Genomic DNA, 16,766 nt, shown 5'->3' on the forward strand with positions numbered 1-16,766 from the left:
GTGTTTAATTTAATATTCCCGAAAATAAAAAAAATTTTGTTCTCCCTTATGAAGATGTAAACTCATTAAAGTTCTCAAAATTAACGATTCTTTACTTAGAGATTGTACTTTAAATCCCGTAGACGAATAAGATAAAACTAGAATCTGTTCCAAAACATTGTTTTTGTTCTCATAGTAAGCATCTCGTGCGATACTATCATTATAGTATGAAGTATAATAATCAACGTTAATGCCATAAAAATTTTTAATTTTATTTATAATTTTGTGGTTTAAAAAATTATTTTCTATACATTTCCAAATACGACGATTAAGAAAATCTTTACAAAGACTAGATAAAACCGAATCATCACTATTTTGAAAATAGATAATTAAACTGTTTATATAAAAATCATCCATTCGCATATAAGTATTTAAATTATATTTGTCATATAAGAATTCCTTTAAAGGCCAAATGATATCGGTATTAAAACAATAATTTTTTTTCACTAAAAATATTAATCTTGCAAAAATCTTTTCTAAAACAATTGAAAATGCTATAATTTTCGTATGACAATACACTTGGCGATACATATGATAACGGTTAATTAAATAATTTTCGATACTAGAAATTCCACTTTTTCTAAAAACAATCCTCGGTTCTTGTCCTTGTGTTTCTATATCCATAATTCTTATCAATCTGTCTGAATCAATGTGTCCATAACTAACACCTGTAAAAAAAGAATCTCTTTTTAAGTAATCTAAACGATCGAAATCTAATTGACTTGCTAAAAGTTGTTTAATCAATTGGAATTTACCATTCTGTTCTTTTCGAATAACTGAAGCTACGTCTTTTTTAAAATCATTATCTATTTTATCTAATATAGAAGTAATTTCTGGATCATGCATTATAATTTGAACACTTTTGTCTTCATGCTTAGTATTAAAAATGCGCTCAAATACATGTGAATAAGACCCATGTCCTACATCGTGCAACAAAGCAGAAACTAAGAGAATTAATTCGTCTCTAAAAGAAAAAACCATTGCCTTTGCAAGCTGAAAACGATTATTTTCTAAAAATCTTCTAGCTAACTCATAGACCCCTAAACTATGAGTAAACCGCGAATGTTCAGCCCCAGGAAAAACAATATTAACACACCCTAATTGCCTAATTCTTCTTAATCTCTGAAAAAAACTAGTATTAATTAGTTCCTCTAAAAAAACATAATCAAAGAAAATATAACCATATATCGGATCTCTAAAAACTTCTGATTTGGCAAATTTTATTATTTCTTTGAAAGAATTTCTACACATTAATTTGCAAACTCTTTCCATTTCTTATTAATTTATGTATTAACTTTAATGTATTGAACAACAAACTACAAAAATTTGTATGCGTATGACATTGTTGCATATCAACTATTTCTGCTAATAAAATCTTTAAATGAAAACCAACTACTAAAAACATTTAAAATTAAATTGATCTCAGATTTTTATTTATTTCAATAATAATTGAAAACATAACCTCATCAACAAAATATGAAAAAAATAAGGAAAACATAAGAAAATAAATGATATTTATGATATAGTGATTTCAATATATAATGTGTAAAATAATCAAAAAATTGAAGAAATTAAATTAAGTCTAACAAATCACCATTTTGAAGCAAAAAAGCATTAGCATCATCAGTATCTAAATGCAGTTCTAAGCGAAAATTTTTATGAACACGACACATAACTTGTTGTAAAATGCCTGATTTAATGCCATTTACTTTAACACTCACTATTTGTTTGTCTACTACGCCAAACTCTTCAGCTTCTTCAGGTGAAAAATGTATATGTCTACTAGCTATAATAACCCCTTCTGATATTTTTACTTGCCCCTTAGGGCCTAATAAAGTAGCACCGCTAGAATTTTTAATATCACCCGACTCTCTTAGCGGAGCTTTAAATTTCAATTTAATATTATCGTTTTGACTAATTTCTACTTGGTCAAAAGGCCTCACAGGACCAACTACACGTACATCCTTCAAAACTATTCCTTCAGAACTGATAATATCTATTTTTTCTTGTGCTGCAAATTCGCCTACCTGTTTCAAAACCTTCAACAAAGTTAACTTATAATTTTTAACGCCAAATAAAATATCCAAAGTTTTTTGAGAAAGATGAACATGCCTATTAGAAATTCCTAAAGGGATTTTTTTACATGTTTTTTTAGAACATCTCTGAAAGATTCTACTAACTATCCGTTTAATTGAAAACATAATTATCTCCTTTAATATTATTCAAGAGCACATTGCCAAATGAGTCTTTTCTAATTTATACAATTGTATTATAACAATAAATTTTGGTTAGTTACCTCAAATAATGATAATTAATCTTAAAATTAAAAAATAAAAAGTAGAACAAGCATTTCGTCCCTTTTGAAAAACCACAATGAAGACTATTTAAAAAATATTTAATAGTCTGAATCTGATATTGAGAAGCAGCCAAAAAGCCAAACAATTGGTTAATAAATTTGCTATAATTAAAATTATAAAACATTTGGATTTTTCTGTTTGGAAAAGGTTAATAGGGGCATTAAGCCAAAAACAATATAAAAAATCTTTATGCTTTTAAAAATTAGTAGTTCAGGTAAATATAAAAATGATGAAAGTGGGAATTATAGGATTTCCTAATGTGGGGAAATCTACTTTATTTAATGCGTTAACAAAAATGAATATTCTAGAAGCTAATTATCCTTTTGCTACAATTAAGCCTAATATAGGAATTGTAGATATTCCTGATGAAAGACTAAACTATTTAGCAAAAATTTTTGGTTCTCAAAAAATTACTACTGCTCAAATAAAATTTATAGATGTTGCCGGGTTGATCAAGGGCGCTTCTAAAGGAGAAGGATTAGGAAATCAATTTCTAGGACATATTAGAAACGTAGACACTATTTGTCATGTAGTTAAATGTTTTAAAGATCCTAATATAATCCATTTAAATTCTGAAATAAATCCTATTGAAGAAAGCCAGATTATTGAAACAGAGCTAATTTTATCTGATTTAGAACAAATAGAACAAAGATTGCTAAAGATCAAAAAAAATAATAAAGTCAACAAAGAACATCTTCAAGAAACAAAACTTTTAATAAAAATTCGTGATTATTTGCAAAAAGAAATACCAATTAATCAAATTGGGTTAACTTCCCAAGAATTACAAATAGTTAAACATTTCAATTTATTATCAATCAAACCCATGATTTACATAGGTAACTTTTTAGAAACAGATCTCAATGATTTAGAAAATAACATTTTTTTCCAAAAAATGAAAATTTATAGTCAAAAAAAAGAAAAATATTTTTTTCCTACTTGTATTTTATTAGAAAAAAAAATGTCTCATTTAGACTTAAATACAAAGAATACCTTATTAAAAGGATATAATTATAACCTACAAAATCGTGTTCTGCACGAAATAATAAAACAGAGTTATCATACTTTAGGATTGAAAACATATTTTACAACTGGTAAAGACGAAACAAAAGCTTGGTCTTTTGTCGAAGGCACTAAAGCACCTCAATGTGCTAAATTAATACATACCGATTTTCAACGTGGATTTATTAAAATAGAAGTTTTTAATTTCAAAGATATTATTAATTTCCCTAGTTTAGCCAAAATCAAAGAAAATGGAAAATTAAGGTTAGAAGGAAAAGAATATTTAGTCCAAGACGGAGACGTGATACACTTCTATTTCAACGTTTAAATTTAAAGTTAAATAAATATTGAATATTAAATATAAAAAGAATATGTACAGTTGAGGTTAACCACGCAATTATAAGTGAACGAAGATTAATTTGAATATCAATTAAATAATTTGTATCGGATCAGCAAAATAGAAAAGGAGATCAAAAATATTAAATGCTATGGTTATAAAAACAGATTACAAAAACACTTTATTAATGCCTCAAACGAATTTTCCCATGAAAGGTAATTTAAATAAGAAAGAAATTGAAATAGAGAAACATTGGAAAGAAATTCGCTTATACGAAAAAATGCTAAGTAAAAACAAAAATAATCAACATTTTATTCTTCATGACGGTCCTCCATATGCTAACGGCGAAATGCACATTGGTCATGCTTTAAACAAAATATTAAAAGATTTTATACTACGCTTTAAAAACATGCAAGGATACTATGCACCATATATACCTGGATGGGATACACACGGGTTACCTATTGAAATTGCAGTTCTAAAAAAATTTTCTAAAGAAGAATTATCATCAAAGAATCTTTTTATAACAGAATGTAGAAAATTTGCTTTATGTTTTATAGAAAAACAAAAAAATAATTTCAAAAGATTAGGCATTTTAGGTCATTGGGACAAATACTATTCTACTTTGGACAATTCTTACATAGCAGATCAAATTAGAATATTTGGACAAATGATAACTAAAAAACTTATTTTCAAAAATTTAAAACCAGTTTATTGGTCACCTTTTTTGCAATCTTCTCTAGCTGAATCAGAAATAGAATACCGTAATTATAAATCTCTATCTATTTTCATTGCTTTTGATATCATCAATTCAAATATTTTCCCCAATACTCAACTTTTAGTATGGACAACAAATCCTTGGACTTTACCTTCTAATGAAGCAATCTGTGCGCATCCAAATCAAAAATACCATCTTATTAAAGTTAACGGCAAACAATATATCATCGGAGCAGCAACCCTAAATAGCTTAAGACCAAAATTAAACTGGGAGAAAATGGAAATTATTAACACTTTCTCAGGCAAAAAACTAGAAAATTTATTATATATAAACATTCTTTTTTCTAAACAAAGAAGAGTTGTTTTAGATACATTCGTATCAGAAAAAGAAGGAACAGGTCTAGTAAGTATATCTCCGGGACATGGTCATGACGATTTTATTATAGGACAAAAATATAATCTCGATATCAGTTGTAGCATAGACAAAAAAGGATTAATGACTGAAATAGCAGGTATATATAAAGGTATTTTTTTTACAGAAGCTAATAACCTCATTGTCGAATCATTGCGCACAAAAAACCTTTTAATAAAATCAGAATCTATAACTCATTCTTATCCGCATGATAATCGCATTCAAAAACCAGTTATTTTTTTAGCTATTCCACAATGGTTTTTGAATGTTAGTAAAATTAAAGATAAATTATTAAAGGAAGTACAAAAAATCAAATGGCATCCTGAATGGGGGCAAAAAAAAATGCATAACATGATGTCAGAAAGAGAACACTGGAACATCAGCAGACAACGAAAATGGGGGGTACCAATACCTATTATTTATACAGAAAACCATGAACCTATTACTGACATAAATATAATAAATCATATAGCAGATTTATTTGAAAAAAACGGCAAAGAGATCTGGCATAAATGGGATGCAATTAAATTATTACCTCCTAACTATCAAAACAAAAAAAGTCCTAATCAAATTTTTTATAAAGAACAAGATATTATAGATGTTTGGTTTGATTCTGGAACTTCCTATAGCATTATCCAAAGAATATCTGATAATTTTTTCCCAGTTAATTTATATCTAGAAGGAGCTGATCAATATCGAGGATGGTTTAATTCTTCCTTAATCACTTCTGTCGCAGTGTTTAACCAGTCTCCTTATCAACAAGTTATCACCCATGGCTTTGTTTTAGACGGTTATGGGCAGAAAATGAGTAAATCGCTCAATAATGTCGTAGATCCCTTGAAAATTATAAATCAAACTGGAGCTGATGTTCTAAGATTATGGGTCTCTAATATAGACTACAATAATGACGTTAAAATAGATAGTTCTATCTTGGAACAAATCCAAGAAAAATATCGCAAAATAAGAAATACCATCCGCTTCATGTTAGGTAATTTAAACGATTTTAACCCAAACCAAAATTATGTCTATTTTAATAACCGAGATCCCATACATCAAACAATTATCTTAGAATTTAAATATATGCTAATCAAAATCATTGATTCTTATCAAAATTATGATTTTGAACAAATTATAAGTTTATTGTATCCTTTTATTACGACAAAAATAAGTGCTTTTTATTTAGATTTCGCGAAAGATATTTTATATATCGAAGATCAAAATAATTTGGAAAGAAGAATGATACAATCTAATATTTATGATCTTTTATTAGATTTTCTCAAAATTTTGACCCCTATTATCCCCCACACTACTTCTGAAGCTTATAATTCATTAACATTTAAAAATGAAGAAGATATTTATCTTGAAAAAATACCACAAATAAAAGAAGTTAAAAATTTTATAAATGACACATATTCTGAAAATGTAGTTATAATACAAAACGCTTATAAATTATTCTTAAATTTAAGAGAGATAGTTTTGAAAAAACTAGAAGAATCACGACAAAAAAAACTAATCAGAAAATCTTTACAAGCTAAATTAATTTTACATTTAACACCAGAATATATAAAAGCTTTAGAAATTCTAAAGATAAATAAGAAGTTAAACCAAATATTAATTGTTTCCCAAATTGAAATAAAAGAAAAAACTACTTTAAATATAACAATCTTAATGGCTAACGGTATAACATGCCCGAGATGTTGGAATGTTAAATCAACGATCAAAAAACAAGGAGACCTTTGCCAACGTTGTTTTTCCGTTTTATCTAAACAAATATTGTAAAAATTAACAGATTACTATACAAAACTAAAAACATCTTTAAAAAGTAAAATAAAAAAACTATTTCATTTGAAAAAGATAACATCTAAATCCATTTTAAAATAACAAAGTAAATAATGAAATAATATAAGACTAAAATAAAAATTATCAAAAATTATCAGTTCAACAAAATATTGACATTATTGTGTTTATTTGTTAGAATAACGGGTAGTAAATAATAACTAGAGTGTAGCTTAATCTCTTATAACGGCTTAAGATTATTAGATTAGATTAAATAGAACAGTTAGCTTGTTTTTTATGTATAACAATCAAAATTAATAATTATCGAAATGAATGAAGCGAAAAGAAGATGAAGACAAATAATATTTACTTTTATGTAATTCTTCGATTATATTCTTTTTTATATTACATTTACTTAAAAGATTTCGCAAGGATAATAACTAGATAGATACTGGTATAAAAATATTGTTCAAAATTATAAAATAAAGTAATTAGTTAGAGATTTAAAATTAGGAGAATCTTCGATGATAGTAGAATACGAAGTAATGTATATTTTAAAACCAAATATAGATAAAAGTAATGTTGATAAAATAATAAGCAATATTAACGATAAACTCAAAAAAGATAAAGATATTGAATTTTTCGAAGAAATAAATCCCAAAATTGAATTCAAGAAATTAGCTTATCCAATAAAAAAGTTTGAGCAGGGCTATTATGTTTGGTTTTCAATTAAAACTAATAACCAATTTGTAGAAAAATTAAATAATATAATCAAAATAACTGAGGAAGTAATTAGGTTTATATGCGTAAAATCATGATAACATTATCATAAACCAAATAAAAATTAAAAAATTAAAAGTAAAATAAGAGAGGTAAGTATTATCTTGATTAATAGAGTTGTTTTAGTTGGTCGAATAACTAAAGATCCAGAGACACGTTTCACTAAAGAAGAAAATATTCCTTATGTTGTTTTTAGCTTAGCTGTTGATAGAAATATTATCAGCCCTGAAGGTAATAAAAAAACAGATTTTATTCGCTGCGCAGTTTGGAACAAACCAGCTGAAAACTTAACTAAATATATTTCCAAAGGGGCTTTACTAGGTATTGAAGGAAAAATAAGAACAAGAAGTTTTGATAACGAAAACAATCAAAAACAATTTATAACAGAAGTTCTTTGTGACTCCGTACAATTTCTAGAATCTAAAGAATATAGTCAATACAGAAACAAAAAAAAATCTGAACATAATGATTTTGACATAGACAAAAAAGATTTCTTTAAAATAGATACAGAAAATACAGAAAAAAATATTCCGATAGACTTAGAAGAAGATAATGATGAATCACCTTTTTAATTTTTTAATTGACAAAATGTAATTATAAGAAATAATAAAAGGAGACAAGAACATGCAAACAACAAAAAAAAAATATTTTAAAAAGCGTCGTAAAATATGTTTTTTTACTCAAAATAAATTTACTAAAATTGATTTCAAGAATATAGACTTGTTACAAAAATTTGTTACTAATGGAGGAAAAATTTTACCTAGCAGAGCAACCGGAACTTCAGCTAAATGGCAAAGACGTTTATCAATTGCTATTAAAAGAGCCCGTCATATGGCTTTGATACCTTTTGTATCAAAATAAATCAACAAACAAGTATAACAACTTGTTTTATTTTTTTATATAATAATATTAGCATTTGTTAATCGCTATTCTTTATTCACTTTTATATTTTATATATACATGATATTTTTTTGACTATGATAACTATTAAAAAACTATTAACCCTTCCCAACAAGAAAGTACAAGAAAAATTATTATTTGAAATAATTTTGGTTTTCTGCTGGGAATTTAGAAAAAGGGAGCTTTATAACAAAATATGTTGTTATCTATTTTTAAAAAAAAAAACATTCATAATTATAAAAAGATCATATTAGTTTGTTTTTTAATTACTGCATTTTTATATATGATATTTTGCGACTATGACAACATTAAACAACTATTTCAAAATCCCAACAAAGAAATACAAGAAACAAAAAACATTATCTTAAAATTATTTTTTAGTATTCTAGGCAAAATAGTTATTTTTTTTATCATTCTGGGAATTTATTTTAATTTTAACAACCATTTAAAAGTTAAAAAGTTAGAAAATAGACTCAAATTGTGGTCTAAATTATCCTATTATATAAATCAAATTGGAGAAGAAGTTTTCAATGAATTACCGATAGGCATTATTGTAACTAAAAAAATATCTGGAGAAATTCAGTGGCTGAATACTTATGCCAACAAAATATTTAATAACCCCGAATTAAATACCCCTATACAAAATTTAAACACTGAAATAGCTCAATTACTCAACTCAACAAAAAAAGAAGAAAAAATTATTGTTAATATGAAAGAAGAAAACTTTGATTGTTTATATAAAAAAGAGTTTAATGTTTTTTATTTATTTAATGTAACAGAAAGAGAACAAATTAAAAATCTCTACCATCAAACAACTCCAGCTTTGGTATTCTTATCTTTTGATCATTTAGAAAACTCCTTAAAAAATTGGGACTTTTCTGAGCAATCCCAAATAAAAGCGGAATATTTAAGTACTATATCTGATTTTATCGAATTATATCAAGGTTACTTAAAACAATTATCAGATGACAAATTTTTACTTTTATTAAACCGCAAACAATTAGAAAAAATGATAGAAGACAAATTTTCTATTTTGAAACATGTTCGCCATATTTCAGATAAATATAAATTAAAAATCACTCTATCAATGGGTATCTCTTGTTATAATTTATCATATAACCAACTTGCTTATTATGCTCAAAGTGCATTAGAATTAGCACAAAAAAGAGGAGGAGACCAAGTCGTTGTAAATATCGAAAACCAAAAAATCCAATATTTTGGCGCTACAAAAACTTCTTTAAGCACTAACTCTAAAGTACCAGCTAGAGTAAATTCTGAAATTATAAAAGAACTTTTAGAGAAACATAAAAATTGTTTTTTCGTAAGTCATATTAATCCAGACTTAGATGCCTTAGGTTCCATGATTGCCTTTTATAAAATAGCTGCATCTATAAATGATAATAATAGGCATTATTTAATTATTGATGAAGATAAAATAGATCAAAATTTCAACATTATTTACCAAAATTTAAAAATAGAAGAACCAAAACTCTCACAGCAAATTATTAGTACCAAACAAGCATATAAAATAATGGACCAAAACTCTCTACTTGTTATCTTAGATACCCAAAACCAAGAAATTTTAAATAGCCCAGAGTTATTAGATTTAACTACTAATATTGTCATCATCGATCACCACCGATCCTCAGAAAAAGTTATTGAAAACATCTTTATTTATACAGATTCATCAGCTTCCTCTACTGTTGAAATGTTAATTGAGTTAATATATTTCTTAAATAAAAATGTAAATATTACCCCTTTTGAAGCAAGTATTATGTATGGTGGTATGATTATTGATACAAATTATTTTACATATCGTACAAACGCAAGAACTTTAGAAGCAGCCGCACAATTAATAAATATGGGAGCTGAAGGAGATAAAGTTAAAACTTGGTTAAGACCAAAATTTACACAAATTGTAGAAATAAATCAATTAATTTCTGAAATGGAAATTTACATGAACAAATTTGCTATTATCAGGAGCCAAAAGAAAGATAATAATCGTGATTTTTTAGCAAAAGTATCAGATAATGCTTTAAACATCCAAAACATAGATGCTGCTTTTGCTATCGGCCAAATACAACCAAACAAAATCGGAATTAGTGCCAGATCTTGTAATAGTATTAACGTTCAAATGATTATGGAACAAATGAATGGTGGTGGACATATAAATAGTGCAGCTACTCAAATTGATGAAGAAGACATAAATGAAGTTATCAATAAATTAAAAAATATCCTAAAACTAGAATACCAAGAAGGAGTAGAAAATATGAAAAAGAAAAGAATCATTTTATTAGAAGATATACAACATAAGGGTAAAAAAGGCGATATTATTGAAATATCTTCTGGTTATAGTAATTTTTTAATAAAAGAAAATAAAGCTCTCCTAGCTGATAAGAAAAATATCACAAAATTAGCAGAAGAAACAAAATTAAAAGAAAAACAAGATGCTGAACATGCTCTTCTCATGAATAAACTAAAAGAAAGCATAGAAAATAAGCAAATTAACTTACAAGTTAATGTAAAACCAAACGGAAAACTTTATGGCAAAATAACTGTAAAACATATAGTGGATGAATTTTTCGAAAAATATAATATTCTTATTAATGAAAAAAAAATTATTTTGGATAGTGAAATAAATACTTTAGGAATGCATAAAGTTAATGTGATTTTAACAAAAGACATAAAAACCTACTTTGTTATAAGTGTAACAGCAAAAAATAATGAATAATAATATTAAATTGCCTTATTGCTTAGAAGCAGAACAATCTATTCTAGGAATTATTTTTTTAGAACCACAGCAAATTATGAATGTAATAAACCACTTGGAAGTAACAGACTTTTTTAATATTAACCATCAATACATTTTTATGGCTATGCAAGATTTATTTTCCCAATCCAAAGCAATCGACTATTATTCGGTATACATACTATTACAAGAAAAAGATCATATCATAGAAGGAGGTCAAAACTACCTCATTCAACTAGGAGAAATAATTCCTTCTATTTACCATCTTAATACTTATATCACATTCGTACAAGAAGCTGCTATCAAAAGGAACATTATTCAAACAGCTTCTGCTATTGTGTATGAAGGACTTAATAATCCTAACATCGATCCCCAACATTATTTAAATGTAGCAGAAGAGAAAATTTTTCAAATATCTAGCAAGCAAAAAACAAACAATTTTGTTAAAATCAAAACTTTATTGGCAAAAATACAAGAAAAAGTAATTATTAATCATCAAGATAATAACATTATTGGATTGAGTACAGGCTATTATAATTTAGATGAGGTCACTTTGGGATTAAAACCAGAAGAATTAATAATTATTGCTGCCAGACCTTCAATGGGCAAAAGCAGCTTTATGATGAATTTAGCAGTTAAAATTGCACAGCAGAATAAAAATACTCAAGCTGCTGTAGCTATTTTCAGCTTAGAAATGTCAAACGAACAACTAAGTTCGCGTATGTTAAGTGCCCAAAGCGAAATACCGCATAAAAACATTCAACTAAGTATGCTAAACGAAAATCAATTATTGTTATTAAAAAATACCACTGCTAAATTAGAAAATTTAAACATTTATTTTGACGATTCAGTAGCTGTTAATATTTTAGACATTAGAACACAATGTCGAAAACTTAAATACCAAAATAAATTAGATATTGTTATTATTGATTATTTACAATTAATTAAAAAAAACCAAAAAACAAACAACTATGGTTTTTATAACCGCCAGGAAGAAGTATCAGATATTTCTAAAAGTTTAAAACAAATGGCTAGAGAACTAAAAATACCTGTTATAGCCTTATCACAGTTATCTAGAGAGGTTGAAAAAAGAGAAGAAAAAAGACCTATCTTATCTGATTTAAGAGATTCAGGAAGTATTGAACAAGATGCAGACATTGTTATGTTTTTATACAGAAAACATTATTATTCAAAAGAACATCATAATCAATCTTTAATAGACTTAGGGCATACAGAACTAATTATAGCTAAAAACCGCCAAGGAATAACTGGTGTTAAATATTTTAATTTCGACCTAAATTGTCTTCTTTTCCGAGAAACTAATAATTTTAATGATGAATTATTTTAAAAAAAAGGACAGAGAAATGTATAATGTTTGATAAATTAGAATTAATAAAACAAAATTACTTAAAATGGCAAAAAAAAATTTTAGAAAATCAAGAAAATCTACAAAATATTGAATTGCTAAAACAAATGAGCAAAATTCAAAAAATTGTTTTTCTTTATGATGAATACATTGAACTAAAAAAAGAATTATCCCAGTTAGAAATAGAATTAATACAAAGACAAAATGGTTATGATAATCAAATGATCAATTTAATAAAAGAAGAAAAAAAAAATTTAAACCAAAAAATAGATCAAAAAACAAATATATTAGAAAAAATACTATTCGCAGAAGAGGATGAAAATAATCAAAATGTCATTATAGAGATCAAAAGAGGTATTGGTGGCAGAGAAGCAAATTTATTTGTAGCTGATTTATTTCGAGCTTATATGAAACATGCTGAAAGTAAAAAATGGAAAACAGAAGTTATCTATCTTATGAATAGTTTTAAAAATGGAATTACATCAGTAGAATTCACAATTCATGGTAAAAATACTTATTCTTGGCTTAAATATGAATCTGGAATACATCGAGTACAACGTATACCAGAAACTGAAAAAAAAGGAAGAATTCATACTTCTACAGCCAAAGTATTAGTTATACCCAACAAAAACGAACTCAAAATAGATATTAACTGGAATGATATTCGAACAGATACTTTTAATTCTAGTGGACCAGGAGGACAATCAGTGAACACCACCAAATCAGCTGTTCGACTCACCCATCTACCTACTGGAATTAGTGTTGCTTGCCAAATAGCTAAAAGTCAACATGAAAATAAAGATAAAGCTTTTAAACTATTAACAAATAAGATATACTACCAAAAAATTTCACAACAAAAAAGAGAAAAAAACGACATTAAAAAAAACTTTATTAGCAAAGCTGATAGAAGCGAAAAAATAAGAACATACGACTATTCTCACAATAAAATAATAGATCATAGAATTAATTTAACTATAAATAAACTGGATATGTTTATGGAAGGTCACATTGATTTAATAATAAAACCATTAACAGAAGAATTACAAAAACAAAAATTCCAAAAGTATTGCGAAACATTATGATAAAAAAAAATACGAAAACAAATATTATCATCTTTCCTACTGACACAGTTTATGGTATGGGAACTAGTATTTATGATCAAACTAGCTTGGAAAAAATTTATCAAATAAAAAAAAGAGATACCAAAAAACCAATGGCTGTTTTATTTAATTCTTTAGAACAAATGAAAAAAATAGCAATCATAAATAATCAAGTTAAAAAAATAGCTCTTTTTTTTTGGCCTGGAGCTTTAACTCTAATTGTTCAAACTCACCCATCATATTGCCAATTAACCAAAGAAAAAAAAATAGGAATCAGAATACCCAACCATTTACTAACTTTGAAACTACTTCAAAAAAAAGGTCCTCTAAAAACTACTTCTGTTAATGAAAGCGGGTTCCCCCCTTTACAGAATTTAAAAGTACTTATAAACAAATACCAAAATCAAGTAGATTATATTTACCTTGATAATCAAAATTTATCACAAACACCTTCTACAGTGATAGATACAACTACTACTCCTTTTTGGCGCGTTTTAAGAAAAGGGGCAATTACATTATCTATGATTCGAAAAATATTAATTAAATAATACCGTTTTAGCCATGAATAAAAATCTTATATCAGGGGCTTTAATCCCTAATTGCATTTCAAAATACAATTCGAAAAAAAATAAAAACAAAGAAACAACCCTTTCTATATTGAAAGAACGTAATTCTTTAGCTAAAAAAAAAGTTTTAACAGAAGAATACTTTAACAACGAGGAAATTTGCTTTTGACTTATATTTTGGCGTAATAATCTTTCAGCGACAATCATTTCTTGTAATTTTTTTAAAATTCGGTACAAAAACAAAAAAATATCTTTTTTTTGGCTAACTGTTTTTTGGAAAAAGGCAAAATCACTTATAGAACTTTTTTCGCTAATTATAAATTCTATTAAAGTAAGAACACTTGTATCTTCTGACGCATAAGTCAATTGTTCAATAACAGATTCATCATGAATCTTTTTTTTTGGTAAATGATATAACTTAATTTTATTAATTTCCTCACTTAACAAGAACAAATCCCCGTTAGTTTTTTGTATTAATCGATAAATAAATTTATCTTTAATGGTTTCATTGATAAAAAAACCTTCTTGCGTAAAAGTGTTTAAAATATAAGAAAATAAATCATCTTTGCGATGAATAGACTTAATTTTTAATACTTGAGCAAATCTTAATAATTTGTTTTTCACCAGAGCAAAAAAATGATTATTTTCATCTAATGTAACATACATAATAATGTTCTGATCAGATGATTTATTTAAATAATTTACTAAAAAAGAAAAATAATCAACTTTTTTTAACTCAAATAACAAAGAAATATTTTCTATAAAAAAAACTTTTTTTTGGGAAAAAAAATTGCCGGTAGATAACAATTCTTTCATTCGAGCCATAATATCAAAATAATTATGAGATTCGAATTTACAATAGTAAAAATAATAATTATTTTTATGGCAAAATTCTACTAAATAATTCTTTTCCCTTTCTAAAAAAAATAACTGTGAATAACATAATAAACTTAAATAAACCACTCTTTTAACCGCCACATATTAGTATTTTAGATTTTTTTTTAATCTTTTTAATTTATAAAATCATTATAAATTATTTTTTTATCCTTATATGTTTTTTAGGCATACTTTTCTTAAAACCATCTTTTACTATAGGAATAGCAGCACGAGGATGATATTTATAATATATTTCTTTTAAACGTTTTTGACTAACATGTGTATAAATCTGAGTAGTCGAAATATCCTCATGCCCTAAAATACTTTGTAAAGCTCTTAAATCTATACCATTTTCTAATAAATGTGTTGCAAATGAATGTCTTAAAGTATGAGGAGAATATTTCTGTTTTAAACCAGATAATTTTATCTTTTGTTTAAAAATCTTATAACAACCCTGTCTAGATAAAGCGATTATAATATCTTGTTTGGTTAATTTATTATCTTATTTATAATAACTAAAATCATTGATTTCTTTTTTCTTGGTGGGATAATTCTTCGAAATTTTTGGGGTTCTTGAATTTCTTTGAAGGTGGATGATTATTTATTTCTTGGGGTTTTGTTAAGTGTTATTTTCATTTTTTTCAACGCCTACTCCATTATTTCCTTGATTTTTTCAGCATAAATGCTAATTTGATTGCAAAAATATATGTCTAATAAAATCATAAAATCATAAAATCATAAAATCATAAAATCATAAATAAAACTAAAATAAAATATTTTGGCAACAAACTCATAATTACTTTTCTTTTTGATTCCATATTACAAATATTTTACTTTTCTACAAATATTAAAAGGTTTAAAAATTCCCCATTAAAATATTACGGTAATAAATATATTTTTATGCAACATTTATATTTGCGACATTTTATTATGTGCATTTTTTCAATAATTTTGCAACCTTTAATTTTATTTGGAATTGAAATATTTGATAAAAATTTATTTTCTGTTTAATTTCAATAGTTTTATATTACAATACAAGTATAGTTATTTAAATGTTTTAAGTCTTGGTTTAAAATATGATTATTTAAATATTTTGAGTCTTGGCTTTAAACTCTTTGTTTATCTTAGAATAAAAATATTCAAAAGCAACTACTAATTTTATAAGTTATTTATTCACAAATTAAATCACATATATAGCAAAATAAGTAAGATACTAAATTAGTTATATTTATTTTTTATTTCGATTTATTATATACAATTTAATACAATTGATATATTTCTATTTTGTAATGACTTTAAAACTTAATACCAAAAACTATTTTTACAATTGTATTTTATAAAATAAGACCTTATTTATATAATAATTTATATAGAAATCCCCAATATGTTTAAGTATTAATTCGATCGGTATAATAAGTGTTTGCAATGTTTTGGGAAAATAATAAGAATATTTTATAAATTTATTGTTGTGTTAATGATATCTTTCATTTATTATTAGCCATAATTTTATCATTTTATGCAATCCACCCAAAAACTAATTGAGAGTTAATTATAATTTAGATTTATTAAATTATTACAAGTTTTTATATTTTTTATACCCTAAGCTATATTTATATCATTTTTTTAATAAGTTTGGTATTAAATTATTGTATTTTAAATATTTTCCTTCACCGCTTTTGTATTTTTATTAAGCATAATAAGCATCTTTAAAATTATAGTTTATTTTTCATAGTTTAATATGAAAAAAATTTGAAAAATCAAATCATAAGTAATAAATTTTTTTTAAAAATAT

12 protein-coding genes and 1 pseudogene are annotated in these 16,766 nt (G+C 25.5%); 9 read left to right on the forward strand and 4 right to left on the reverse strand.

The genetic code is table 11. The annotated features are described in order from the left end of the window. Nucleotides 1–9: 9 nt before the first annotated feature. Together OC680_RS00610 and pduL are read right to left on the reverse strand one after the other, a co-directional pair. Nucleotides 10–1,290, reverse strand: coding sequence for an HD domain-containing protein (locus tag OC680_RS00610; RefSeq protein ID WP_304515189.1), 1,281 nt, complete (start codon nt 1,288–1,290; stop codon nt 10–12). A 320-nt stretch (nt 1,291–1,610) separates the two neighbouring features. After that, complete coding sequence (pduL, locus tag OC680_RS00615; RefSeq protein WP_304515190.1) at nt 1,611–2,240, reverse strand: phosphate propanoyltransferase; 630 nt, start codon at nt 2,238–2,240, stop codon at nt 1,611–1,613. Nucleotides 2,241–2,625: 385 nt separating this feature from the next. Between pduL and ychF the strand changes: the two genes are divergently transcribed. From ychF to OC680_RS00660, 9 genes are all read left to right on the forward strand, one after another. Then, nucleotides 2,626–3,723, forward strand: coding sequence for a redox-regulated ATPase YchF (gene ychF / locus OC680_RS00620; RefSeq protein WP_304515191.1), 1,098 nt, complete (start codon nt 2,626–2,628; stop codon nt 3,721–3,723). Nucleotides 3,724–3,883: 160 nt separating this feature from the next. Further along, nucleotides 3,884–6,640 (forward strand): isoleucine--tRNA ligase, encoded by a 2,757-nt coding sequence (ileS, locus tag OC680_RS00625; protein ID WP_304515192.1) that lies wholly within the window; start codon nt 3,884–3,886, stop codon nt 6,638–6,640. Between the two features lie 521 nt (nt 6,641–7,161). Further along, nucleotides 7,162–7,455 (forward strand): 30S ribosomal protein S6, encoded by a 294-nt coding sequence (rpsF, locus tag OC680_RS00630; RefSeq protein ID WP_304515193.1) that lies wholly within the window; start codon nt 7,162–7,164, stop codon nt 7,453–7,455. A 66-nt stretch (nt 7,456–7,521) separates the two neighbouring features. Beyond that, nucleotides 7,522–7,989, forward strand: coding sequence for a single-stranded DNA-binding protein (locus OC680_RS00635; RefSeq protein ID WP_304515194.1), 468 nt, complete (start codon nt 7,522–7,524; stop codon nt 7,987–7,989). Between the two features lie 52 nt (nt 7,990–8,041). Next, nucleotides 8,042–8,278: a 30S ribosomal protein S18 gene (gene rpsR / locus OC680_RS00640; protein ID WP_304515195.1), complete on the forward strand. Its 237-nt coding sequence runs from the start codon at nt 8,042–8,044 to the stop codon at nt 8,276–8,278. Nucleotides 8,279–8,513: 235 nt separating this feature from the next. Next, nucleotides 8,514–11,048, forward strand: coding sequence for a 50S ribosomal protein L9 (gene rplI, locus OC680_RS00645; RefSeq protein ID WP_304515196.1), 2,535 nt, complete (start codon nt 8,514–8,516; stop codon nt 11,046–11,048). Next, the gene (gene dnaB, locus OC680_RS00650; RefSeq protein WP_304515197.1) at nt 11,041–12,414 is read left to right on the forward strand and encodes a replicative DNA helicase; all 1,374 of its coding nucleotides are present in this window, start codon (nt 11,041–11,043) and stop codon (nt 12,412–12,414) included. Before rplI ends, dnaB begins: the two co-directional genes overlap by 8 nt. 23 nt (nt 12,415–12,437) lie before the next feature. Further along, complete coding sequence (locus OC680_RS00655) at nt 12,438–13,514, forward strand: PCRF domain-containing protein (RefSeq protein ID WP_304515198.1); 1,077 nt, start codon at nt 12,438–12,440, stop codon at nt 13,512–13,514. Further along, the gene (locus tag OC680_RS00660) at nt 13,511–14,080 is read left to right on the forward strand and encodes an L-threonylcarbamoyladenylate synthase (protein WP_304515199.1); all 570 of its coding nucleotides are present in this window, start codon (nt 13,511–13,513) and stop codon (nt 14,078–14,080) included. The genes OC680_RS00655 and OC680_RS00660 overlap by 4 nt, the downstream gene beginning before the upstream one ends. Here the strand turns inward: OC680_RS00660 and holA are convergent. Then, nucleotides 14,069–15,076, reverse strand: coding sequence for a DNA polymerase III subunit delta (gene holA / locus OC680_RS00665; RefSeq protein ID WP_304515200.1), 1,008 nt, complete (start codon nt 15,074–15,076; stop codon nt 14,069–14,071). The genes OC680_RS00660 and holA overlap by 12 nt on opposite strands. Before the next feature lie 55 nt (nt 15,077–15,131). After that, nucleotides 15,132–15,440 (reverse strand): annotated as a pseudogene (locus OC680_RS00670) (tyrosine-type recombinase/integrase); the annotation flags it as partial. Between the last annotated feature and the right edge of the window lie 1,326 nt (nt 15,441–16,766).

Origin of the sequence: Candidatus Phytoplasma melaleucae (assembly GCF_030588185.1) — a bacterium.
Lineage (GTDB): Bacteria > Bacillota_I > Bacilli_A > Acholeplasmatales > Acholeplasmataceae > Phytoplasma > Phytoplasma melaleucae.

Excerpts from the sequence above, each read along its gene's own strand:
- rplI (WP_304515196.1), top strand. The coding sequence starts at position 8,514 with ATGTTGTTATCTATTTTTAAAAAAAAAAACATTCATAATTATAAAAAG.
- ychF (WP_304515191.1), top strand. The coding sequence starts at position 2,626 with ATGAAAGTGGGAATTATAGGATTTCCTAATGTGGGGAAATCTACTTTA.
- OC680_RS00660 (WP_304515199.1), top strand. The coding sequence starts at position 13,511 with ATGATAAAAAAAAATACGAAAACAAATATTATCATCTTTCCTACTGAC.
- dnaB (WP_304515197.1), top strand. The coding sequence starts at position 11,041 with ATGAATAATAATATTAAATTGCCTTATTGCTTAGAAGCAGAACAATCT.
- rpsR (WP_304515195.1), top strand. The coding sequence starts at position 8,042 with ATGCAAACAACAAAAAAAAAATATTTTAAAAAGCGTCGTAAAATATGT.
- pduL (WP_304515190.1), bottom strand. The coding sequence starts at position 2,240 with ATGTTTTCAATTAAACGGATAGTTAGTAGAATCTTTCAGAGATGTTCT.
- OC680_RS00655 (WP_304515198.1), top strand. The coding sequence starts at position 12,438 with ATGTTTGATAAATTAGAATTAATAAAACAAAATTACTTAAAATGGCAA.
- OC680_RS00610 (WP_304515189.1), bottom strand. The coding sequence starts at position 1,290 with ATGTGTAGAAATTCTTTCAAAGAAATAATAAAATTTGCCAAATCAGAA.
- ileS (WP_304515192.1), top strand. The coding sequence starts at position 3,884 with ATGGTTATAAAAACAGATTACAAAAACACTTTATTAATGCCTCAAACG.
- rpsF (WP_304515193.1), top strand. The coding sequence starts at position 7,162 with ATGATAGTAGAATACGAAGTAATGTATATTTTAAAACCAAATATAGAT.